This window comes from Cyanobacterium stanieri LEGE 03274 (assembly GCF_015207825.1).
Taxonomy (GTDB): Bacteria; Cyanobacteriota; Cyanobacteriia; order Cyanobacteriales; family Cyanobacteriaceae; genus Cyanobacterium; species Cyanobacterium stanieri_B.
The window spans coordinates 21,898-43,816 of the sequence record NZ_JADEWC010000023.1 but is presented as its reverse complement, the minus strand read 5'-3'; the positions used below and the strand labels follow the sequence as shown (position 1 = coordinate 43,816).

Genomic DNA, 21,919 nt, shown 5'->3' with positions numbered 1-21,919 from the left:
AAGACAATAGGGCAAAAGAAGTATAATCCTATTCTAGTCACAATAGCAAAAAACCTAAAAATTGCGTAACTATACCAAATTCTGTTTCCATAATATGTTCATTAGGGCAAGGAATGGGCAATAGGAAATGGGCAATAGTAATAATAGTTTTAATACTATACATTTACTGTAATTCAATAATGTTTCATACTCAAAATCAGCAATGCCCAAAAATCATATTGAACTAAAATTAAAGTTCGGCTAATTAGTTATAATAAATAAAATGGCAAAATATTAAAATCCCATGGCAAAAAAAGTAAGTCTATGGCCTCACCTAGAAAAAGAAACTCTCTATTCTTTATATCGCTCATCATCCGATAAAAGACAAAAAAACCACTATCAAATAATTTGGTTAATAGCATCAGGAAAAACCGTAGCCCAAGTATCGCAAATAACAGGTTACAGTAATAATTGGATTTATCAATTAGTGCGCAAATATAATCAGTCGGGGGTTGATAGTCTGGGGGATAAACGTAAAAATAATGGTGGACATAATTCCTTATTAACAGATTTAGAGCGAAAACAATTACGGGAAGTATTATTGCAACCCTCACCCGATGGAGGTTTGTGGAATGGTAGAAAAGTAGCCGATTGGTTATCGCAGTTAACGGGAAAAAAAATTAGTCGTCATCGAGGCTGGGAAATGTTAAAGTCTTTTTCCCCTGAAAATACCTGCAACCACACAGCAAATAAGTTAGCAAAACCGAATTCTTGAAGATATTTTTGATTCTCAACATATTTTTTTATGACTACTATTTTACGTCCTTGGATTTGTGATGGCACACCTAAAAATGGTTTGAATTATCCCCGCTGTTTAGGTAGTCATGGGGAGGTGGAAAATTTCACTGATATTTGCCCTTTTTGTCTTTTACCTAGGGAGGCTGGAAAATCTGTTTTTACGGGGGTAGATATAACGGCGGTGGGTAAAAATGAGGGGTATAAAAGTCGGGTTTCTCAATCTGAAAATGTTTTTTCTGAGTGGTTTCTTTTACTAAGGGATAAGGGTTTGATGGGAGTTTGGTTATTTTTAATAATGGGCATATTTTTAGGAGTAATTTTAGCTAATTTGTCTAGGATGATTTCCCATGAAGCAGTGGTTACGGTGGAAAAGGGTAATTTTTTGATTAGTTCGTTTTCGGGGGATATGGAGGATTTTTTTAGTCAGGGAGAAAAAATTTTTTTTGAGGTTAATCCTCTGAAGCAAATGGCGGCAGATGCTTTTAGGCAAGGAGATTGGCAAAGTGCGATCGCCCTTTATAATCGATACATAGAGGATAATGGTAATGATTATGAAGCTCAAATTTATAGGCAAAATGCGATCGCCCGTAGTCGTGGAAATCCCATCACTTTAGCAACTACCATCAGAGTAGATAAGGAAAATAACACCGATATACTCTCCCCCCTAGCCCGTTATCAACAGGAATTTAACCAACAAAATCAAGACAAAAATCAAAGACTATTAGAAATAGTAATAGTTAACTATCAAGGGGCTAATATGGACAAATTGAGCCAAAATATTCTTAACACCAATGACATTATCGGCATATTAGATTTACATTTCGATCAAAATAGTTACACTACCCTATCAATCTATGAAAATCAAGGATTAGGGATAATATCCCCCATAAATTTTCAATGGCATCAAACAGAAAATAAACTACAATATATTACCCCAGAAAATAGAGAAAAAGTATATCTAAATATAGTCACAAATACTTTATTAAATTATGCCAATAGCCTCAATTCTTCCCCCAATGTTATCCTATTTTACGACTCCGAAAGTGATTACAGTATCAAGTTTAAATCGTCCATCCTCGAAAATTTACCCCAATGGCAAGGAAATTTGATTATAGACATAGATGTGAGCCAAAATGCTAACCCTGAGCAAATATTACAAACCCTAGGGGGTGCTAACACCATTGTCATGGCCTTAGGGGAAAATAGACTATCTCAAGCCATGGCTATCAGTCGAGAAAATAATTATTTTTTACCTATCCTCGTCAGTGAAGATTTATTTAATAATAATACTTTAATCCAAGGAAAAGAAACCGTAGATCAATGGGTGATGGCTTTACCATGGGGTTATTCCCCCGATGTGTTTGCCAATGAGCAAATCATTCCCCGATGGAGCGAGGATTTAATCTATGATATTTTCAAAGAAACTATAACCGCACCCTGTGAAGGAAATATGTGCGGCCTTGCCATTAATGCCCACAGGGGCAATTTTGAGCAACTATTACAAGAGGGTATTAAACTATCCCACGACTATAACAGGCAAGATAGTTTATTACATATACCCCTAGTGCAAATAGTTCCAGATTTTGAGGGGTTAAGCGACACGGGTTATCGGTTTGAAATTAAAACTATCGATAGTGACCATTAAAACTTAAACTTAGTGTAAATGGGCTTCAATAAACCAGAGACGCATATCAATGGTACGAGAAATTTCGGTGTATAAATCGGAGGTGTCTGCGTCTCCTAATTCATCGGTGATTTCGATGGCTTTTCTCAAATGGGCGCCATACGCTGCATATCTATCGGCTAGGGCTTCTAAATGTTCTTTTCCTTTGACTGCGGTGAGGGGGTATTCTTCTAAGATGGAGTTAGCGGCAGCTACTTTTGCTGTACCAAGGGCTACACAGGCAAGGGCTGTCACCCTTTCGGCTACCATATCCACATAGGCTTCTAATTCCCCTGCCATTTCATCAAAAAAGTTATGGAGTTGATAAAAGTCTTTTCCTTTTACGTTCCAATGGGCTTGTTTTGTTTGGGTTTTGAGATCTAAGGTGGTGGCTAAGGTTTGATTTAGTAGGGTGGCTACCTTGTCACGAACTTCTTCACTTAAATCTAAACGAGTGCTATATAAATGGTTTCCCATATATTTATGATTCTCCTAATAAATTATTGCTATTTCATACGGTGTATAGCTTACAATTCACTATACACCTCTTTTACCTTAACAAACATTTACGAAAAACCGCAAAATTTACAGGTTTCTTTTAGTTTTAAACCATTGTTGTAATAGGGTTTTACAGTCTTTTTCTTTGATTCCTGCGATGACTTCTAAGGCGTGATTGGAGCAGTGGCTATCGGGTAAGTTGATGACGGTGCGCACTGCCCCTGTTTTGTAGTCATCTACCCCATAAACGAGGGTGGATATGCGACTGTGGATTATGGCTCCTGTACACATGGGACATGGTTCAAGGGTTACGTAGAGGGTGCATCCGTCTAGTCGCCAATTTTTTTTAATTTGGGATGCTTGATTAATGGCTAAGATTTCGGCGTGCGCTGTGGCATCTTGCTTTTTTTCTTTACGGTTATGGGCGATCGCAATTAATTGATTATTTTCATCTACGATAATTGCCCCAACGGGTATTTCTCCTTGTTGCCCCGCTTCTTGGGCTTGTTCATAGGCTCTACTCATCCATTGTAAATGTTTTTGATAAATGGAATCAAACATCAACTAAAATTCCCAAAGCTATTAATAATTAATAGTAAAGGCTTTAAACCCAAGTTTTTTGGTATTATTTAGGATAAAACAATCTATAGTAATTAATTTTATGTTAACTAAAGCTACCACTAGACACGTTAGAATTTATTCAGCCGAAGTACAAAATAACGAGCTAGTACCTTCTAATAACGTTTTAACCTTAGATGTTGATCCTGATAATGAATTTAACTGGGATGAAGTTACTTTACAAAAAATATATCGTAAATTTGATGATCTAGTGGAAAGTTATAGCGGTGAAGATTTAACAGATTATAACCTTCGTCGTATTGGCTCTGATTTAGAGCATTTAATTCGTGATTTATTAAGCAAAGGAGAAATTAGTTATAACCTTAACGCTAGAGTACTTAACTATAGCATGGGTTTACCCCGTGTGGATGCCCCTGAGGCAGACGGAAAATATCAATTATCTTAAATCATCCCAAAAGTCTTTAATATTATGGATTTGCCACAAAAAGTGAAAGAATAAATATTTAATAAAAAAGAAGGCAAATAGTTTGCCTCCTTCCCAAATAAAACAAGGGGCTTATTACCCCTTGCCCAACGCCCGAGGGCGTTAACATCAATTATTTGATAGATACTTTCGCACCAGCTTCTTCTAACTGTTTCTTGATAGCTTCAGCGTCTTCTTTGCTAGTACCTTCTTTAATAGCTTTAGGAGCAGATTCTACTAACTCTTTGCTTTCTTTTAAGCCCAAGCCAGTGATACCACGAACGACTTTAAGAACAGCCATTTTAGCATCGCCGAAACTTTCGAGAACAACATCGAATTCAGTTTTTTCTTCAGCTTCTTCACCAGCTGCTGCAGCGGGAGCGGCCATCATCATTCCACCAACGGGAGCGGCGGCACTTACGCCAAATACTTCTTCGATTTGTTTAACTAATTCGGAAGCCTCTAAAAGACTTAGGGTTTTTAATTCTTCAACAATATTTGCTACTTTATCAGACATGATTAGATTTGATCTCCTATTTTATTTTAATTAGAAAAAATACAGTCAAAAGTATATAACTTAGGCTGCGTCTTCTTGTTGGGATTTAACGGCATCCACCGCACGAGCCAAGGAGCTAGGAACTTCGTTAATGCTACGGGCGATTTTCGCAGTGATAGCATTGATAGAACCAGCAATCTGGCCGATAAGCTCTTCTTTGGTGGGTAAGTCAGCTAGGGCTTTTACTTCTTCTTTGGTAAGGGCTTTGCCTTCCATTACACCGCCACGACACTCGCTTTTTTTGCGATCTTTGAGGAATGCTTGGTAGGCTTTTACTGTACCGCCGAGGTTTTCTGCGTCTGCTAAAACAAAAGCGGAAGAACCGCTGAGAAATTGACTCATGGGTTCCCAAGTTGCGTCTCCTTCGATGGCTTTACCCATTAAAGTGTTTTTGGTCACTTTACAAGTACCGCCTTTTTCTCTTAGGCGATTACGCAAATCGCTAATTTCAGCAACACTAAGCCCTTGATAATCGATGACTAATGCTAGTTGAGATTCAGCGAGTAAACCTTTAAGATCGGCTACTTCTTTCTTTTTGCTTTCAAGGGATTTAGATATTGTTCTCACCTCCTGAGGTGTTTAATTTTTGTGGTTTGGACAGTGGTTGAGTTTTATTCAATCATTGCCATGAACCGACTTAAAAATAAAAAACCCTTACTATTTCTAGCCGGGTTTTTGGTTGATGATTTATAAGATAATTTTTAATATAGTTGGTTTGATTCTAGGGAAAGAATCTTACCTTTTATAAGTATCTGCATCAACCTAGGCAGGAATTTTTTAAGCATTATTGCTCCTGCTGTCTTCGGCTTGAGCCAAATTAATATATTGTTTTGACTTTCCAACCTATTATGATAACGAATATTATATTTTAAGTCAATAGAAGTGGGGTTATTTTTGGGGTGGACATTGTAGCATGAGTTCGATCGCCCTTTGCAGTTGATTAAGTTGTAGGGGTTTACTAAGAAAATCGTTCATGCCAACGGATTGGCATTGTTGTTGATCTTCGGTGAGGGCGTTGGCGGTGAGGGCGATAATGTAGGGTTGGGGGCGATTCATGGTTCTAATTTCTTGGGTTGCTTCAATGCCGCCCATGTGGGGCATTTGTAAGTCCATAAGGATAAGGTCATAATTTTTTTGGGCGACTTTTTCCAATACCTCTAAACCATTAAGGGCAATATCGGCTTTGTAGCCCATTTTTTTGAGCATGAGTAGGGCTACTTTTTGATTTACCCGATCATCTTCGGCGAGGAGAATTTTGAGCTTGGAAGAGCTTTTTTGGGGGTTGGTAATATTTTTCGGGGGGCTAGATGGATGGCCGATGGAGGGTTGGCGATGGATGGGAAGGTTAAGGGTAAAATAAAAGGTTGAGCCGGGGTGGTTGGTGAGGGGCATAGTCCAATATTCGGGGGGGTTGCCACCGATTTTGTTCTGACTTTCTACCCATATTGTTCCCCCCATCAGCTCAATTAAACTTTTACAAATGGCTAATCCTAACCCTGTACCGCCATATTTACGGCTAATGGATGTGTCGGCTTGGGTAAAAGGGGTAAAAAGGGATAAGATGCGATCGCCCTTAATTCCGATGCCACTATCTTCGATGGAGACAATTAAAGATTGATTTAAACCATCAGAAGAACAACCATGGAGGTAAATTTTAATTTTAATAAAACCCTCGGCGGTAAACTTAAAAGCATTACTAATCAAATTTAAAAAAACCTGACGAAGACGAGAACTATCCCCCACCATTTGCGGAATCACGGAATCATCTATGTGATATTTAAGATTAATGTTTTTTTGTCTCACCTGTTTACTAAAAAGTAAAACGAGGGATTTGACCAACTCAAGCAAGGAGAAAGGCTCTTGTATTAACTCTAACTTACCCGATTCAATTTTAGAAAAATCGAGAATATCATTAATAATAGTCAACAATACCTTACCACTTTCCTCAATGGTATTAACTAAATCTCTCTGCTCAGGAGAAAGAGGAGAAAGCGCCAAAAGTTGAGCCACCCCAATCACCCCATTCATAGGGGTACGAATTTCATGGCTCATGTTTGCTAAAAAACTACTTTTTGCCCGGGTGGCGGCTTCGGCATCATCTTTGGCTTGGGCAAGGGCCAGGGCGATTTGTTTTGCTTCGGTAATATCCCTTGACACTCCAACTATCATCACCACGTTTCCTTGCTCGTCAAAAATGGGAGATTTAATGGTAGAAAAAGAACGCTCTACCCCATCATAACGGATGGATTTTTCTTCAATGATTAAAGATTGTTTGGTATCAATAACCAGTTGATTATCTTTGATATATTGGGCGGTATATTGAGGATTATTATGGGGTGAATCAATAATTCCTTTTAACTGCTCTAAACTCATATTGTAGAAATCTCGAAAGGCTTTATTTCCCCAGATAAGTTCCCCACGGGTATTTTTTGCCAAAATGATGTCGGAGGTGGAGTCAAGAATTTGATGATATGTTTGTTCACTTTTTTTCAGTGCTTCTTCGGCCTGTTTGCGATCGCTTATATCATGGATATAACCGTACCATGTGGTACTACCATCCATGTTTTTTTGAGGGGTTGCATTACCTAATACCCAGATGGTTTCTCTCTCTAGGGGACAAATTCTATACTCAAAAATCCAAATAGTCATGGCGGCGGCTGATTCGATAATGGAGTCAAGCAATGGATTTCGGTCCTCAGGATGCACCAAGTCAAAAAGGGCATCGGCACTTTCATATACATCCTCAGGTTGCAAACCAAATAAATCGGTAATGCCTCGGCTCATATAAGGATAATGGGAAGTGCCGTCGGGTTTGAGTACGTATTGATAAATCATGCCTGGGATGTTGGCGGCAATTTTTTCGAGACGGTTTTGGGAGTTCACTTGCTCTGTAATGTCGATGATTACCCCTGTCCATACGGTATCGCCATTGTTTCTTTTTTCGGGGCGATCGTGGGCTTGTAACCATTTTAGTTTACCGCTGGGAGTAATAACCCTAAACTCAAAAACCATCGGTTCTAAGTTTTTTAGGGAATAGGATGTAGCTTCTTCAAATCTGGGAATATCGTCGGGGTGAAATACTTGGGTAAAATTATTAATATCCTCTAACAATTCATGGGGAGATAGTTCCAAAATATCTGTTACTGCCTGACTGACATATTCAAAATATTGATGATCATCAACCGATTGCACATAAACATAAATAATGCCGGGGCAAGAGAGGGCTAGTTGATGAAATTTTTCTTGGGTGTCTCGGAGGGCAATTTCTGTTTCTTTGAGTTTGGTAATATTCCTACCGAGGGAATGGATTTCAATCAGTGTGCCTGTTTCGTCAAAAAATCCTTGGTTTAACCATTGTGTCCAAATAATATCACCGTTACTAATAATATTTCGATTTTCTATGTAAAATTCTGGATTTTCGGGGGACATTTTTAATACTAAGTTCATCACCTGATTCATGTCTTCAGGGAAGACGACTTCTGACCATTTTTTACCGATGGTTTCTTGGGGGGTAAGGTTTAAGGTGTGGGAAAAGGAGTTGTTTCCAAAAATGATGATACAGTCTGGATTGGTGTTGGGCTGAATAAGTTGAGATCTAATAACGAAGTCGGTTTGTTGTTCTACTAATTGCCGATAACGGGTTTCGTTGTGGCTCATGGTTTGTTGAATCTGACTTGCCATGGCAAAAAAAGATTGGCATAGTGTCCTGATTTCGGCAATGTTGGTATAGTTTTTGGCGGGGTATTTAATTTTGTTTTCTGTGGCAAAGTTTTTGTTGGCGTTTAGTAATTGTGATAGGGGTTTACTAATTTTTTTAGCGGTGAGAATACTCAGATAAGTGGCGGTGATGAGGGTAAATAAGGAAATTAGGATGGTGGTATTTAGGTTATTCTGAATTTCCCTGGTAAATTCTTGGGTGGGAACAATGGTAAGGATAGCTAGGTTTAGGCCATAGTCATCTTGGTAGGGGGTTATTTTGAGGAAAACCTCGGAATTATACAAAAAAAGCTGTTCTGGAAGGGTGGTAAGGTTATATCCTATGGGTACAGATTGATCTATTAATTTTAGGGCTGAATCTACTAGGGGATCTTCTATTTCTGAGGGTAAGATTCTTTGGGCTAATCCTTGGGAGTTAAGTTTAAATGGTTTTTGGTCATGGGAGGTGGCAATTAATAAGCCTGAGGAATCGAGAATAATTATTTTCCCTGTTTCACCTATTTTTATTTGCTTAAGAACTTCACTAATTTTGGAGAGGCTTAAATCTACGGATACTACCCCTGTAATTTGGTTGTTATTGTCAAGGATAGGGGCGCTGGCACTTAAATATAAGTCGGCGGGATTTTCTGCCCAATGATAGAGGTTAGTCCATACGGGTTTTTTCTGGGATTGGGCTTCGGTAAACCATGGTTGGGTGTGAATATTGGTGATGTCTTCTGCGATATATTCGTCGGTAATATTGCCTTGGTTGTCTGTGTTGTATCGATAGATGGTGTTGTTTTCGGGGGAGCGAATGATACTAATTTCGTTGTCTATTTTTCCATGACCGGCTCCTACAAATTCTTGGTTGGTGTTTCCGTAGCTAAAGTAAATGAAGTCGTGGGTTTGTAGTTGTTGCCAGAAGTATTTGCCTAGTTGTTCGAGGTTGTTGGGCTCGAGAAGTCCTGAGTTAATTAATCTTTGGTTGAGTTGGTTTATTTCTTGGGCTTGTTGCAGGTATTGATCTAGGGTGTTGGTTACTTTTTCGGCGGTTTTGGTCATTAGTTGGTTACTGAGGTTGTTAACGCTCCTTTGTCCGCTACGATAGGATACGTAACTGATGATGCTTACTACCCCAATGATTTGACACACAAAGGGAATTATAATTATCCTTCTTAGGGGGATTGGTTGACCTTTTTTTTTCCTTTGTAAACGGTTAAGGGGCGATCGCATCTTAGGAGGTTACATTGCAAAGTATTTTTTTCCCATTGTATAGTGGGGAAATAAGAAATATAAATTATTAATAAGAAAAAGCAAACATTTTTAATGAAGTTTAAAGGTATAACATAGTAAAAATTAAAGAATACTATATCTAAAATGATTTATCCCCCTAATAAAGATAACCTTACAATGATCGAACAAATAAAGGAAAATTTTAATAAAAAAAAGGTTGGCAACTTTTTAGCTATAGGGGGAATTTGTGCCATTCTCTATCTAACCATAGTGTACTGTTTAACATCTGGGTTAGGGGTAAATTATTTAGCTTCAACCATATTAGCCATTATTTTTGTCAATTTTGTTAGTTTTTATTTGAACAAAAAATTAACTTTTAAAACTAGAAATAAATTATTTTGGCGAGAATTATGGAAGTTTTATAGTGTCATGGCTTCTAGTCATTTTCTAAATATAATGGGTGTTTTTATTTTGGTGGATATAATTAAACTAAATTATCTTTTAGCCAATATTTTTTGTACGGCAACTTTAACTCCTGTTAATTATATTTTTCACCACCGTTGGAGTTTTAATAAGAAGAAGAAAAAAAAACCTCGCTCTCCAATGAGATAATAAGATTTGAGCAAAGTATATAATCAATTGGGCGTTGCTGATTTTAGGTATGATTTCTGGTTGAGGAAGGGAACAGGGAATAGGGAACGGTTCTAATATTTAGAAGTCTTAGTCTTTAGTGTGATTCAACTATATTTCATAGCATAATTAAGTAATGCAATTAATTGTACATTTAAATTAATTATCAATTATTTATTAAAAATTTATGTTAGCTAAAAGAATTTTACCTTGTTTAGATGTCAACGCAGGAAGGGTGGTAAAAGGAGTTAATTTTGTTGATTTAAAGGATGCGGGTGATCCTGTGGAGTTAGCAAAAGTTTATAATGATGCGGGGGCTGATGAGTTAGTTTTTTTAGATATTACCGCCACCCATGAAGGTAGAGACACGATTATTGATGTGGTTTATCGTACCGCCGAACAGGTTTTTATTCCTCTGACGGTGGGGGGAGGTATTAAAACCTTAGAAAATGTTAAAGATTTGTTACGGGCTGGGGCTGATAAAATAAGTATTAATTCGACGGCAGTTAAAGATCCTGATTTTATTAACCGTGCTAGCGATCGCTTTGGCTCTCAATGTATTGTGGTGGCCATTGATGCTAGACGTAGGAAAGATATAAATAATCCTGGTTGGGATGTCTATGTACGTGGGGGCAGAGAAAATACGGGCATAGATGCCCTCTGGTGGGCGCAAGAAGTGGCAAAAAGGGGCGCTGGGGAGTTGTTGGTTACGAGTATGGACGCTGATGGTACTCAGGCAGGTTATGATTTGGAGTTGACAAGGGCGATCGCCCACAGGGTAGAAATTCCCGTAATCGCCTCAGGGGGTGCAGGAAATACCCATCATATCTATGAAGCCTTCCAAGAGGGTAAAGCCGAAGCCGCTCTTTTAGCCTCCCTGTTACACTATGGACAACTTACCGTAGGGGAAATAAAAGACTATCTCAAAGCCAAAAAAATTCCTGTCAGACACTAGATAGTCCTGAATTCGGGATAACATTTATAGTCTTGTCAAGGCGTAAATAATAGACAATTAATAAACTCGAACCTGCAACCAAAAGCTTTTACGGACGTAGCATGATACCTCCTCTACCATACTGAAAACTATTATCCCCCCTACCCCTCATCTCCCATACTCCCCATCTTAGGTTAATTAATATGCCCCAAGGAGGCTAATGTTAAGACATACTTAAGATACTTAACGAAAATTAATATTTCTCAAGAAAATGTATTAGAATATATAAAACATTACATTATTAAGGAATGTTAATACCTATTCTCATTTTTGACGTTGCATTGGTGGCGTGGTCACTCCATCTGATGCAACAAGCCTTTAACCAAAGAGAATTTTCTCTGATGTTGGCGGGTAGCCTTGTGGCGCTATCAGCAGCCGCCATGTTAGTGGTTTACTTCCTTGCCAATAATTGTATTACTTATCTGACTCAACCTATGACTATGGGTTAAAAAAATCGTCACAACCTTTCCTTCAATACAGATACTTTAACCATATCTCTAACTCAAGTTATCCCTTCATCCTCTAAGATACGAATAGTTAACAACAAACACACACAACGCACAGAGACTGCTAGACTAGCATCAGATAAATTGCTTATTTTGTTGATATTAAATGAGGAGATGAGTTAAGATGTTTGCTCAAATGTACCCCCGCTTAATTAATCGTGTCGGGGAATTTAATCCCCAGTTGTTTCGGGAAATAAAAGGTAGATTACAGCCACGCAATATAATGATAGTGTCCGCCTTATCTATAGTGGGACAAATATTATTATTTATTTACTTTGAAGGGTTGTTACCTAGCTATGAAGGAGTTTATAACCGCTATTGCACTGGGGAAGGTTATGATACTTATTCTAGGGGCGCTCAATTGTGCATTGCAGATATGTTAGGCAATATCCAAACCATCAGAGAAGTATGGTGGCTAGATATGTTTGTCACCATGAGTATTATGGGTATTTTTATCCTTTTGTTGGGGGGCAGTTATATGCTCGTTGCCGACTTAACGAAGGAAGAAAGGAAAGGTACTTTTAATTTTATTCGTCTTAGCCCTCAGTCAGCAAGTGATATTTTTCTGGGTAAAATTTTGGGTGTACCTATATTGCTATATCTATTTGGTATTTTAGCTATTCCTTTACATATTTGGTCTGGGTTGTCGGCTAATGTTAGTTTCCCTTTGATGGTAATGTTTTACTTAATTTTGGGGGCTAGTTGTTTATTTTTCTATGGTATGAGTTTACTTTTTAGTTTAGTAACTCAAGGATGGGGAAATTTTCAAGCACCTTTAGCTTCGACGTTTATTTTCTTTTTCTTATTCTCTGTGATGGGAATTACTTTAGAATCTAATGCCCCTGCTTATACGGAAACTTCTGTAGATTGGTTTTTATTGTTTTATCCAGGTACATTTTTAGCTTATCTTGTTAAATCAACTTATCTTTCTCAAACCACTTTGGGTTATTTATCTGGTGATGCTTTAACCAATTTACGTTGGTATGGTCAAGGTTTGTGGCAAAATGGTTTGGCAGGGGGATTTTTAATTTTATTCAATTACGGGGTTTGGACTTTTTGGTTATATCAGGGTTTAAAACGTCGTTTTGCTAATCCTTTGGCGACGGTAATTAGTAAGTCTCAAAGTTATCTTCTTTCTTTTTGTTTTATTGTTATTAATTTAGGCTTTGCACTGCAAACTTTTAGCCCATATACTGATTATTCTGTTACGATTCAGGTAGTACAAGTTCTCAATCTCATTTTGTTTTTACTTTTGATTGCGGGGTTAACTCCATCTCGTCAAAGTTTGAGGGATTGGGCTAGATTTCGTCATGAAAATTCTCGGGAAAATAGGGTTTTATGGAGGGATTTAGCCTTTAGCGAAAAAAGTCCTCCCGTAATGGCGATCGCCCTTAACCTATTAATAGTTAACTTGTATAGCATACCCTCACTATTTTTCTTTCCCGATACTAACCCCTTAGAATTTATTATAGCCATAGCATTGGGAGCATTTTCCATTTTGGTTTATGCCTCCGTGGCACAACTTTTGATGACACTAAAAACTGATAAAAGAGGATTAATTACTAGCATTACAGTAATTACCCTTAATATATCCCCATTATTTGGGTATGCTTTTTTGAATGATTGGACTAAAAATATAGATAATCCAATCCTAATACAACAAATATTAGCTAACCTAAGCCCCTTACCCATTACCCTTACTACCTATGAAAGTTTAAGCGCTATTTTGATTTCCCTTAGCCTTCAAATGGTAACCATTGTGGCTTTTAATTTAAAAATGACTAAAACTTTAGCCATCGCTGGAATGTCTGAAACTAAACGTTTGATGATGACGGAGAAATAGTCAATAATATCAAGTCCCCTTGATCACTTACAAGTTAGTAATAACTTATATGAAATCTAAAAAAAATGCTATAAATATAACTCGGCTAGGATGTCATTTTAGAGGCTTTATTTGTCGCAAACATTTAAGTATTTCATATTAGTTCAATTTATTGAACGAACCACCGTTAGCCGTGTAATTCATTACACGGTGGGGCGATTGACATTTATAACTAATTTGCCGAACTTGATATAACTCAAATTCCCCCCGAATTTACACAGGGGGATTAATTTTTAAATTTTCCCATGGGGGCAGGGAGACATCAAAATTAGAAAGGAGTACCAGGAATATTAACCCCACGATTTCTGAGAATCTGTCCCGTTTCAGCGCTGGGGGTGTATTGGTAACCCATGCCACTGTAACCCTCGGAGTCATTTAAAATTTGGGGTGTTAACATAACAATAACCTCCGATCTGGTTTTGTCAGTGAAGGTAGAACGGAATAGACTACCAATGAGGGGTAAATCACCAAGAATAGGAATCTTAGAAACCTGTACCCTTTCCGCATCCTGAATGATACCCGAAAGAATAAGGGTTTGACCATCCCTGATACGAATTAAACCAGAAGAAATACTTCGTCTGAGTAAAGGAGTAATGACGTTACTAGCACCGCCACCACTATCAAACACTTGAGGACTACCAGGGGCGCTGATTTCAGGATTAACAATTAAGTTAATAAAACCATTATCATCAATACCTTCTACTTCCACTGTTAAATTAAGTCCCGCAGGTTCGATTACAGGGGTAACAGTTCTCACACCACTTTCAGGATCAATTTCCGTTAATACGCTGGTGACAACATTTTCCACCAAAGAAACACTTCCCGTTTGTCTTTCCTGTACGACTAAAGTGGGATCAGTCAAAATTTTGGCATTTCCAGAGCTAATGCTAGAACGAATCTGGGCAAGGAAGGCTTGGGGAAGGTTAAAGTTTCTTCCGGGAATACTTCTGGCGGCAACCCCAGGTTGAGCGGGGTTAAAATCTGTTTCAAAGGGAGAAATGCGCCCAGTGCGAGGAGTTCCAATGGGTAAACCTTGGAGGGTGCGGACTACGTTACGACTAATATTATCAGTTATATTTGTAGTGTCATTACTAAGATTTGACTCGGTAATAGTTCTAGCAAGGTTGTTGACCAAGGCTCGTTGCAAATCTTCTGCTTGATCTCGAGAAAAAGCGGTATTATTGCCAAATTGACCCAAAGTACGGTTAATAGTATCTTGGAAAGTTCGGTTTAGGTCATCATTATTAGTTGATTCTAATTCATTTTCTAGGGACTGTGTTAATTCTTGGGCTAAATCTCTAGTAAATCCCTCGGTAATGATGATTGACTCATCAAAAGCTGGTATTAAGTTACCATCAGGCCCTACACGGAAATCCTCTGAACCGACATTCTGATCTCTTGTTCCAAAGTTAATTACCCCTGTGCCGCCATTTTGCACAATTCCTGTGTTGTCAATTCCAAAGGAGAAACTGGTTCCGAAGCTAGAGCCTTGATCTAGTTGTACATCTACAATACGTAAATTTACCGCTACTTGGCGCAGACGGGTATCGGCTTGAACAATTAAATTGGTAGCTACTCTTATTTGTTCTGGAGTACCTGTGAGGGTAATGGAGTTGGTTCTTTCATCGGCAGTGACGTTTAATCTTCTTAGGGGTAGAGGGGTTCTGAAATTTTGTTCATTATCAGCGGTAAGAGGTCTTATTTCCCGTCCTGCGAATCTTCTGGCGATCAGAACTCCATCTTCATTTCTTTCATCAAAGAAGATTTCAATAACTTCTTGAACTGTCGCTCCTGCTAGGGCTAATTGCGCGGCTACCGTACCTGCATTGGATTGATTTAGTCTTAGGGTTCGGCTAATACTATTGTTAACAGAGAAGGATAAATTTCGACCAACAAATATGGTGCTACCGTCTCGACTAGCTTCTAGTCTGTGTAGTCTTAATAAATTATTAAAAATATCTTGAACTCTTTCTCCTTCTAAATCAATGGTAATGGGTCTTTTGAGGGGAGGTACATAATCTTCTGGTCTTTGCTCTTGTTCTTCTTGTTCTCCTAAGGTCGTGTAATCAAACATGATACTTAAACCTGCGGCACGAGCAAGGATTTTGAGAACTTCATCGAGGGGAGCATCTCTTAACACTAGACGGGGAACTACGGCATCAGTGCCAAGGTTAATATTTTGTGAGCCAAGGTTGGTGTTAGAAACGGATATGTCACCGATGGGGGGAGCTACTGCCCTTTGTTGAAAGGGGGGAACTGCTTCAATGTTTCTGGGGCGCACGGGTTGGCCGTCGATGCGTACGTCAGGGTTGGGGAATAATACTTCGTTATTTTGGGCGAGTAGCAGGGGTACTAGGTCGTTACCTTGGGTGTTGTTACGGTGGGGAGAGGCGATCGCCCATGACTGGTAACCAAGAAGAATAGCAACGGTACTACTAACAAATTTTAATTGACGGGAAGAAAATAAACTCATGAAATTAAACTCCTACACACAATGGGGTTAAAAAATAATTATAAAAAATGGTCGGATAATAGACATCAAAAACTTATTCAGTGGTTTCCTCTGGTGTTTCTTCTGTGCCTTCTTCTGCTGGAGGTGTAATCTCTTGAACATCGGAAAATAAAGCACTGACAGTAATCGTGGTACTAAGTTCAGGAGAACCAAAGGGAAAAACCTCACCATTTTCCAACAAATATTGTTGGGGGGTAGAAACCGTAGCATTAAAATTTTGTACCACCAAAAAAGGTTGTAACCTCTCCAAATCTTGCACAAAAGATATTAAACTTGAAAAGCTACCCTCTAGGTTGAGATTATAACTTTTTACCTGAATATTATTAATAGCAACCTGCCCAAAACTATCGTCACTGACTACAGCCTTATCCCCCGAAGGAGTATAGCTAGTCATGGTAACATTAGAAGCGCGGACAAATTGATTGAGATCTAGTAAAACAGTTTCTAAGGTGCGCTCTTGGGCAAATAAACCTTCCACCTGAGCTTTAAGATTTTCTGTCCGTTGCAACTCCCCCTCCTTAAGGGCTATTTGTTGCTGTAAATCACTCTCACTCAATTGATTAAGTTGTGTTTCCTTGGTGGCTTTATCAGCCCGTAAAGTAGATAACTCATCAGCAACAGGCCGTAACTGTGTCCAACCTAAAAAAGCCGCCACTATAAAACCAGCCACACCAATGGTAATCCCCGTTACCTTAGGGGTAAAGGTAATGCCAAAAACTTCAGGATAGTCCGACTCCGGGCCAAAACCTTCAGCCTCATCACCAAAATCCTCGGTAGTAGTAAAAGATGTAGTCATTTTTCCTCCTTATTACTTATTGAGTAGTTTCTTCTTCTGTAGGTTGTTCTTGTACAATAGGTTCAATATCTAAAGCCCCCAATTGTCTTAGGGCTTCAATACGACTCACTAAACCGATCGCCCCTCGGCTATCTAATAGATTAACCAATTCTGTGGAAGGAACATCATTAATTTCTGTGGTGATATTAAAAGAAATCACCTGTCCCAAAGAAATAATTAAACTATCATCGGTGGGGGGGGCTTCAACGGTTTCATCCTCAGCCGCTTCTAACTGCGCTCGGCTAGTGGCAACGGTACTAGGGTTTTCCGTTAAACTGGTGTTGGTTAATTGGGTTTGTTCACCATTAAGAAGACTAGAAGCCTTGAGAGTTAAGAGAAAATCATTAACATCATCATAGGAATCTGCAAACCCAGCAATGGTTAACCCCCTACTACCCGATTGAGTAATGGACTGAATTTGTACATTGGGAGGAGTCAAAAAAGAAATCTCCCGTAACATCGCCGACCATGGTTTAATCTCATCAAATACACTAACCAAAATTCCCACTTGCCCATTAATATTATCAATTTGCTGTTGAATCTGATTAACTTGGGCGTTTTGTCCTTGTAATCGTTGAATTTCTGATTCTAATTGGGCAATACTAGCTTCGGTGGAGGCTTTTTGATTGTTAAGCAACAAGGATGCTCCCCCTACCGCTGCAATCAGAGCCACGGCAACCCCTGAACCAATGAGAATGGGAATTCTATCGGCCATGGTGGTTTCTTTCTTAAAACCTGCGGTTTTGCCCACCTGAGTAACGGCATCTTGTTTTCTTTCTTTGAGAAAGTTAATATCAATATTGTGCATAATCTAGTTCATCCTCATTGCTAAACCTAACACCGTCCCTAACCCATATCTTTCCATACCCGATAATTCATCTTTCATTGTAATTCCTAAGGATGTAACGGGATCAAAGAGAGTAGCTGGAATGTTAAGTTTTTTGGTAAAAAATTCATCGATTTGAGCAAGGCCGGCCCCTGGTCCTGCGATCAAAATTTGGACAACTTCCACGTCTCCACTTTGGTTAATATAAAAGTTGACCGATCGCCTTAATTCGTCCACCAATTCCCCTAATACTCTCAATAACGAGTCCATGCCGGGGTTAATCCAAGTTTGACTACTGGTGCTGTTGCTGGAGGTTTGATCGGGGTTATTGGGTATGGTAATATCTTGAAGGATTTCGGTATTTTTAGAGGTTGGTAAATTCATAGCTTGAGCAAGGGCGATTTGCATCTGATAAGTACCGATGGGTACGGTACGGGAAAATTGTGGCACTCCCTCTACAATGATGGCGATTTCGGTACTATCAAATTCAATATCCACTAAAACCACTGCTTCGGTGGGGCTAAATTGTTGTAATTGTTCTTTTAGGGTTCTAATGAGGGAAAAACTGTTGATTTCCAGAACTTTTATATCAAGCCCTGCCTGTTGAAAGGTTTCTAGGTAAAGGTCGGTATTTTCTTTACGGGTAGCTACCAATAATACTTGTACTTTTTCGATGCCGTCACTATCATCAACAAAGTATCCTAGTTTTTGATAGTCGAGATCTACTTCTTCTTTAGGATAGGGTAGATATAAACTGGCTTCATGGTTTAAAACAGTGTCTTTTAATTCTTGATCATTTAATTCGGCAGGAATGGGCAGAATTCGGATGATCGATTCTCTCATCGGCACTGATGTTGCTATTTGTTTGGGCTTAATTTTCGCTTCTTTGAGTAATTGTTCAATTAGCTCGGCGAGGGCTTCTGAATCTTTTATTTGTCCTTCTTCAAATATATCTTCTGGCACTTCTAAAGATTGATATTTGAGAAGTTTATACTGTTGCCCTTTTTTGCTTACTTGTGCGAGGGAAATGCGATCGGGATTGATTTCTATGCCCACTCCTTTCCCTTGTCCACCTAGTAAATTGTTTAAAAAACCTACCATTTTATTTTTATTTTTACGTATTTTTACTTAATAAGGGATTTTTTTTAATAATTTATTTTATTTTAAGTTTTTTCTGTGATTACTTCAAAGTTTTTTTTGTTTAACTCACCCATGATTATATAAACATTAAACAAAATCTCCTATTAATTTTTTTTACTGTCTAAATCAGTAAAATAATTGGGTTAAGAAAGTATAATTAATTGGTGTTGGTGAACTAAGGTATGATTTTTAGTTTAGTTTGGCAATAGGGAATGGGCAATAGTAATAATAACCTCAGTTCGAGATTTGTCATTATGGTTAGGTTTCAGGCTTTTGGTTGCAGGTGGTAAGTCATAGTTTGTTAATTATTCATTGTTAATGGAGAATTCTTCACACCTTTAAAAAGCTAAAAATGTTATTCCTAACTCAAGTCAACATATAGTTTTTGTCAACTTCTTAAACTGACACCTCATACCCGATACCTGACACCTTTTTTACAAGACTATAAATTTTATCCCGAACTCAGGTTAACTATTAGCCTTCTAATTCATCTCATAGAGATAGTCCAATGGGACTGATTTTTTTTGATAAAATTATGATGCAATAAATTAAACCTTATTTTTTTTGATCATTATGGCTCAACTATCACCCACTAGCCCCCTTTATAGCCATCCTCTACCCGACATCGAAAACTGGTTAAAATCCATGGGATGCGAACAAAATAGCCAACAATTAAACTGTTGGTATCTAAGTAAAGATGACTGGGAAGCGGAAATCACCCTAGAAACTGAAGATGTAAATATCAACTACCTTCAGGCGGGGGCAGACGGCACAGACATCAAAAGAGCTTTTCGTTATTCCCTCTCCCGTCAAGATATTGAAGACGCTATTTTTTCAGGCCCTTAATTATATCAAAGTGGGATAATTCGTTATGAATAGGAATTGCCCCACCGTGTAATTTATTACACGGCTAACGGTAGTTCAATAGAATACTAAATCCGATTGAGAAAATATATCATCACTCCCCTTGTAATGAATTACAAGACTAACAGTTTATCGTTCAATAAATTGAACTGTTATCACCCATACTCCCCATATCCCTCATCTCCCCATCACTTTCATACCTGCAACCAGAAGCCTGTACGGACGTACCATGGTACGTCCCCTACCATAATGACAAATCTTGAACTAAAGTTAAGATATTCGTCATGGAGAATAATTATTTTTGCGTATTTTTTGGGCAGTTATAGTGTGCCGAAATTATTTATATCGTTAGTTTTTGACTTATTCAGCGCACCCTAGTTACTCTCATCAGTAAAATAAGAATTTAATACCCTTTGTACAATGGGGGCAGCTACCGAACCACCACCACCGCCAGAATGCTCCACAAAAGCCACCACCACAATAGAAGGGTCATCATAGGGAGCATAAGCCCCAAACCAAGCATGGGACTTTCCGGGGGGGGCTTCTGCAGTACCGCTCTTACCTGCCACAGCGATGTTAGGTACGGCGGCTCCTCCCCCTGTACCGCTAGTAACAACAGATCTAAGCCCCTGTTTAATGGTGCTAAGGGTTTCAGGTTGCATATTTAAAGAAGTTTTTTGATTTAGGTAGGTATCAGGATCATTTTCTAAATGGGGGACAATACGATAACCACCATTGGCAATAATGGCAAACATTCCCGCTACTTGTAGGGGAGTAGCGAGGGTAAATCCCTGACCAATGGACATATTAATGGTGTCTCCCCCTGTCCATTCCATGTCAAACCGACTTTTTTTCCATTCATTATCGGCAATCAAACCGGGGTTTTCTTCTAATAATTCAATACCTGTTTTGCTACCAAAACCAAATTTTCTTGACCATTCAATTAAATTTTCTCCACCAATACCGTACCCTATTTGTCCATAGAAAGTATTACTACTCCAAGCCATGGAGCGAATGTAGTTCATCGGGCCAAATCCAGCCCTATTCCATTCCCCTAGGGCCATTCCTCCCCTTCTAAGAAAGGCATAGGTTGGTAAAACTGTATTCGGGGGATATTTTCCTGTTTCCATACCGGCGGCGGCGGTGACAACCTTAAAGGTGGAGGCGGGGGGAAAACCGACGATGGAGCGGTTAATAAATGGGTTTCCTTTTCCTTGTACTTCTTGCCAAATTTCAGGGGTAATATTATCGGAAAAGATATTGGGATCAAATCCGGGGTAACTTACCATGGCTAAAACTGCTCCGTCACGGGGATCGAGGGCTACTACGGCTCCTTTGCGATCGCCCAGAGCCTCTTGAGCAACTTTTTGCAATTCTAAATCAAGGGTTAATTGGATGTCATCCCCGGCAACGGCTTCTTTTACCCCAGCTCGACGCACTATTTTTCCTGCCCCATCGGTTTCGAGAATAATTCCGCCCCATTCTCCCCTTAATTTGGCTTCTAATCCTCTTTCTACTCCCATTTGTCCAATGACATCCCCCAGGCGATAACCTTCTGAGCGCAATCTTTCTAGTTGTTCTGCGTTGATTTCTCTGGTATATCCTAGAACATGGGAGGCGATTCGGTTATTAGGATAATTGCGAATGGTTTCAATGTTTAATTCCACATCTCCTAATACTTCTCTATTTTCTTCGATGGCCGTTATTTGTTGAGGAGTGAGATTACTACCTATTTTCACAAGGGTAGGGCTATCAAGATTTTCCCCTTGTATTTTTTTTTCTAATTCTTCAGGGGTAGTATTTAATATTTGAGCTAGTTCTATTTTTACTTCTTCCCAGTTGGGCTGTATTTGTATTCTTGGTAATAAATAGGCAGAATGGGATAGACGGGTAGAAGCTAATACCCTTCCTTTACGGTCAAATAAATTACCTCTGACGGGGGCTTGGGGAATAATTTTGGTACGGTTGGAGGCGGCTTTTTCGGCAAACTCCTGCCCTTTGATAATTTGAAAATAAGTTAGTCGAGATGCAATGCCACCAAAAAGAAACAAGGAAATCAAGATCATAATCATAATGGGTTGATCTTTTTGTCCTACGGTTAACCATTTTTTCTTTTTCTGTTGAGAAACGTTAGAAAGGGTGGTGTAGGGGGTTGTATTGACAGGATTTTTTCTTTTACGTCGGGGGCTAACTATTTGCATTGTAATTGAGGATGGAAGTAATGACGGTTAATGGACAGAACAATTAACAAAAGATTTATTATAC

18 protein-coding genes and 1 other annotated feature are annotated in these 21,919 nt (G+C 38.8%); of the genes, 8 read left to right on the top strand and 10 right to left on the bottom strand.

The genetic code is table 11. The features are described 5' to 3' along the window. Positions 1–283 precede the first annotated feature (283 nt). The gene (locus IQ215_RS10505) at positions 284–754 is read left to right on the top strand and encodes a helix-turn-helix domain-containing protein (RefSeq protein WP_193801262.1); all 471 of its coding nucleotides are present in this window, start codon (positions 284–286) and stop codon (positions 752–754) included. Between the two features lie 30 nt (positions 755–784). Further along, complete coding sequence (locus tag IQ215_RS10500; protein WP_193801261.1) at positions 785–2,422, top strand: ABC transporter substrate-binding protein; 1,638 nt, start codon at positions 785–787, stop codon at positions 2,420–2,422. 9 nt (positions 2,423–2,431) lie between these two features. Here IQ215_RS10500 and dps read toward each other — a convergent pair whose 3' ends face one another. Continuing rightward, positions 2,432–2,917: a DNA starvation/stationary phase protection protein Dps gene (gene dps / locus IQ215_RS10495; RefSeq protein WP_193801260.1), complete on the bottom strand. Its 486-nt coding sequence runs from the start codon at positions 2,915–2,917 to the stop codon at positions 2,432–2,434. Between the two features lie 108 nt (positions 2,918–3,025). Continuing rightward, on the bottom strand, positions 3,026–3,499 hold the full coding sequence (gene tadA / locus IQ215_RS10490; protein ID WP_193801259.1) for a tRNA adenosine(34) deaminase TadA: 474 nt from the start codon (positions 3,497–3,499) through the stop codon (positions 3,026–3,028). 100 nt (positions 3,500–3,599) lie between these two features. Here tadA and IQ215_RS10485 point away from each other — a divergent pair, with 100 nt between their 5' ends. Next, positions 3,600–3,962, top strand: coding sequence for an NAD(P)H-quinone oxidoreductase subunit M (locus tag IQ215_RS10485; RefSeq protein WP_193801258.1), 363 nt, complete (start codon positions 3,600–3,602; stop codon positions 3,960–3,962). A gap of 151 nt (positions 3,963–4,113) precedes the next feature. On the opposite strand, the gene rplL is transcribed toward IQ215_RS10485, so the two are convergent. The 3 genes from rplL to IQ215_RS10470 all read right to left on the bottom strand — a co-directional run bounded on the left by rplL (position 4,114) and on the right by IQ215_RS10470 (position 9,465). After that, positions 4,114–4,497: a 50S ribosomal protein L7/L12 gene (rplL, locus tag IQ215_RS10480; protein WP_193801257.1), complete on the bottom strand. Its 384-nt coding sequence runs from the start codon at positions 4,495–4,497 to the stop codon at positions 4,114–4,116. 60 nt (positions 4,498–4,557) lie between these two features. Further along, the gene (gene rplJ / locus IQ215_RS10475; RefSeq protein WP_193801276.1) at positions 4,558–5,094 is read right to left on the bottom strand and encodes a 50S ribosomal protein L10; all 537 of its coding nucleotides are present in this window, start codon (positions 5,092–5,094) and stop codon (positions 4,558–4,560) included. 77 nt (positions 5,095–5,171) lie between these two features. Beyond that, positions 5,172–5,360: a sequence feature (ribosomal protein L10 leader region), on the bottom strand. Positions 5,361–5,424: 64 nt separating this feature from the next. After that, a complete protein-coding gene (locus IQ215_RS10470) occupies positions 5,425–9,465 on the bottom strand; it encodes a PAS domain-containing protein (RefSeq protein WP_193801256.1) in 4,041 nt (1,346 codons plus the stop codon). 177 nt (positions 9,466–9,642) lie between these two features. On the opposite strand from IQ215_RS10470, the gene IQ215_RS10465 reads away from it, so the two are divergent. The 4 genes from IQ215_RS10465 to IQ215_RS10450 all read left to right on the top strand — a co-directional run bounded on the left by IQ215_RS10465 (position 9,643) and on the right by IQ215_RS10450 (position 13,438). Next, positions 9,643–10,077: a GtrA family protein gene (locus IQ215_RS10465; RefSeq protein ID WP_193801255.1), complete on the top strand. Its 435-nt coding sequence runs from the start codon at positions 9,643–9,645 to the stop codon at positions 10,075–10,077. Positions 10,078–10,282: 205 nt separating this feature from the next. Beyond that, positions 10,283–11,050, top strand: coding sequence for an imidazole glycerol phosphate synthase subunit HisF (gene hisF / locus IQ215_RS10460; RefSeq protein ID WP_193801254.1), 768 nt, complete (start codon positions 10,283–10,285; stop codon positions 11,048–11,050). Between the two features lie 287 nt (positions 11,051–11,337). Next, a complete protein-coding gene (locus IQ215_RS10455; protein WP_193801253.1) occupies positions 11,338–11,538 on the top strand; it encodes a hypothetical protein in 201 nt (66 codons plus the stop codon). 181 nt (positions 11,539–11,719) lie between these two features. Continuing rightward, positions 11,720–13,438, top strand: a complete 1,719-nt coding sequence (locus IQ215_RS10450; RefSeq protein WP_193801252.1) for an ABC transporter permease — start codon at positions 11,720–11,722, stop codon at positions 13,436–13,438. 307 nt (positions 13,439–13,745) lie between these two features. Here the strand turns inward: IQ215_RS10450 and IQ215_RS10445 are convergent, their stop codons facing one another. The 4 genes from IQ215_RS10445 to pilM all read right to left on the bottom strand — a co-directional run bounded on the left by IQ215_RS10445 (position 13,746) and on the right by pilM (position 18,751). Then, positions 13,746–15,950 (bottom strand): type II secretion system protein GspD, encoded by a 2,205-nt coding sequence (locus tag IQ215_RS10445; protein WP_193801251.1) that lies wholly within the window; start codon positions 15,948–15,950, stop codon positions 13,746–13,748. Positions 15,951–16,023: 73 nt separating this feature from the next. After that, positions 16,024–16,785 (bottom strand): type II and III secretion system protein, encoded by a 762-nt coding sequence (locus tag IQ215_RS10440; protein WP_193801250.1) that lies wholly within the window; start codon positions 16,783–16,785, stop codon positions 16,024–16,026. A gap of 16 nt (positions 16,786–16,801) precedes the next feature. Then, positions 16,802–17,632 (bottom strand): PilN domain-containing protein, encoded by an 831-nt coding sequence (locus IQ215_RS10435; RefSeq protein ID WP_193801249.1) that lies wholly within the window; start codon positions 17,630–17,632, stop codon positions 16,802–16,804. Positions 17,633–17,635: 3 nt separating this feature from the next. Beyond that, positions 17,636–18,751, bottom strand: coding sequence for a type IV pilus assembly protein PilM (gene pilM / locus IQ215_RS10430; RefSeq protein WP_193801248.1), 1,116 nt, complete (start codon positions 18,749–18,751; stop codon positions 17,636–17,638). A 612-nt stretch (positions 18,752–19,363) separates the two neighbouring features. Between pilM and IQ215_RS10425 the strand changes: the two genes are divergently transcribed. Then, positions 19,364–19,636 carry a DUF3143 domain-containing protein gene (locus IQ215_RS10425; RefSeq protein WP_193801247.1) on the top strand — a complete coding sequence of 91 codons (273 nt, stop codon included), beginning with the start codon at positions 19,364–19,366 and terminating at the stop codon, positions 19,634–19,636. 392 nt (positions 19,637–20,028) lie between these two features. On the opposite strand, the gene mrdA is transcribed toward IQ215_RS10425, so the two are convergent. Next, positions 20,029–21,855: a penicillin-binding protein 2 gene (gene mrdA / locus IQ215_RS10420; protein ID WP_193801246.1), complete on the bottom strand. Its 1,827-nt coding sequence runs from the start codon at positions 21,853–21,855 to the stop codon at positions 20,029–20,031. Positions 21,856–21,919: the final 64 nt, after the last annotated feature.

Coding starts and splice junctions, on each gene's coding strand:
- IQ215_RS10505 (WP_193801262.1), top strand. CDS start 284: ATGGCAAAAAAAGTAAGTCTATGGCCTCACCTAGAAAAAGAAACTCTC.
- IQ215_RS10500 (WP_193801261.1), top strand. CDS start 785: ATGACTACTATTTTACGTCCTTGGATTTGTGATGGCACACCTAAAAAT.
- dps (WP_193801260.1), bottom strand. CDS start 2,917: ATGGGAAACCATTTATATAGCACTCGTTTAGATTTAAGTGAAGAAGTT.
- tadA (WP_193801259.1), bottom strand. CDS start 3,499: ATGTTTGATTCCATTTATCAAAAACATTTACAATGGATGAGTAGAGCC.
- IQ215_RS10485 (WP_193801258.1), top strand. CDS start 3,600: ATGTTAACTAAAGCTACCACTAGACACGTTAGAATTTATTCAGCCGAA.
- rplL (WP_193801257.1), bottom strand. CDS start 4,497: ATGTCTGATAAAGTAGCAAATATTGTTGAAGAATTAAAAACCCTAAGT.
- IQ215_RS10470 (WP_193801256.1), bottom strand. CDS start 9,465: ATGCGATCGCCCCTTAACCGTTTACAAAGGAAAAAAAAAGGTCAACCA.
- IQ215_RS10465 (WP_193801255.1), top strand. CDS start 9,643: ATGATCGAACAAATAAAGGAAAATTTTAATAAAAAAAAGGTTGGCAAC.
- hisF (WP_193801254.1), top strand. CDS start 10,283: ATGTTAGCTAAAAGAATTTTACCTTGTTTAGATGTCAACGCAGGAAGG.
- IQ215_RS10455 (WP_193801253.1), top strand. CDS start 11,338: ATGTTAATACCTATTCTCATTTTTGACGTTGCATTGGTGGCGTGGTCA.
- IQ215_RS10450 (WP_193801252.1), top strand. CDS start 11,720: ATGTTTGCTCAAATGTACCCCCGCTTAATTAATCGTGTCGGGGAATTT.
- IQ215_RS10445 (WP_193801251.1), bottom strand. CDS start 15,950: ATGAGTTTATTTTCTTCCCGTCAATTAAAATTTGTTAGTAGTACCGTT.
- IQ215_RS10440 (WP_193801250.1), bottom strand. CDS start 16,785: ATGACTACATCTTTTACTACTACCGAGGATTTTGGTGATGAGGCTGAA.
- IQ215_RS10435 (WP_193801249.1), bottom strand. CDS start 17,632: ATGCACAATATTGATATTAACTTTCTCAAAGAAAGAAAACAAGATGCC.
- pilM (WP_193801248.1), bottom strand. CDS start 18,751: ATGGTAGGTTTTTTAAACAATTTACTAGGTGGACAAGGGAAAGGAGTG.
- IQ215_RS10425 (WP_193801247.1), top strand. CDS start 19,364: ATGGCTCAACTATCACCCACTAGCCCCCTTTATAGCCATCCTCTACCC.
- mrdA (WP_193801246.1), bottom strand. CDS start 21,855: ATGCAAATAGTTAGCCCCCGACGTAAAAGAAAAAATCCTGTCAATACA.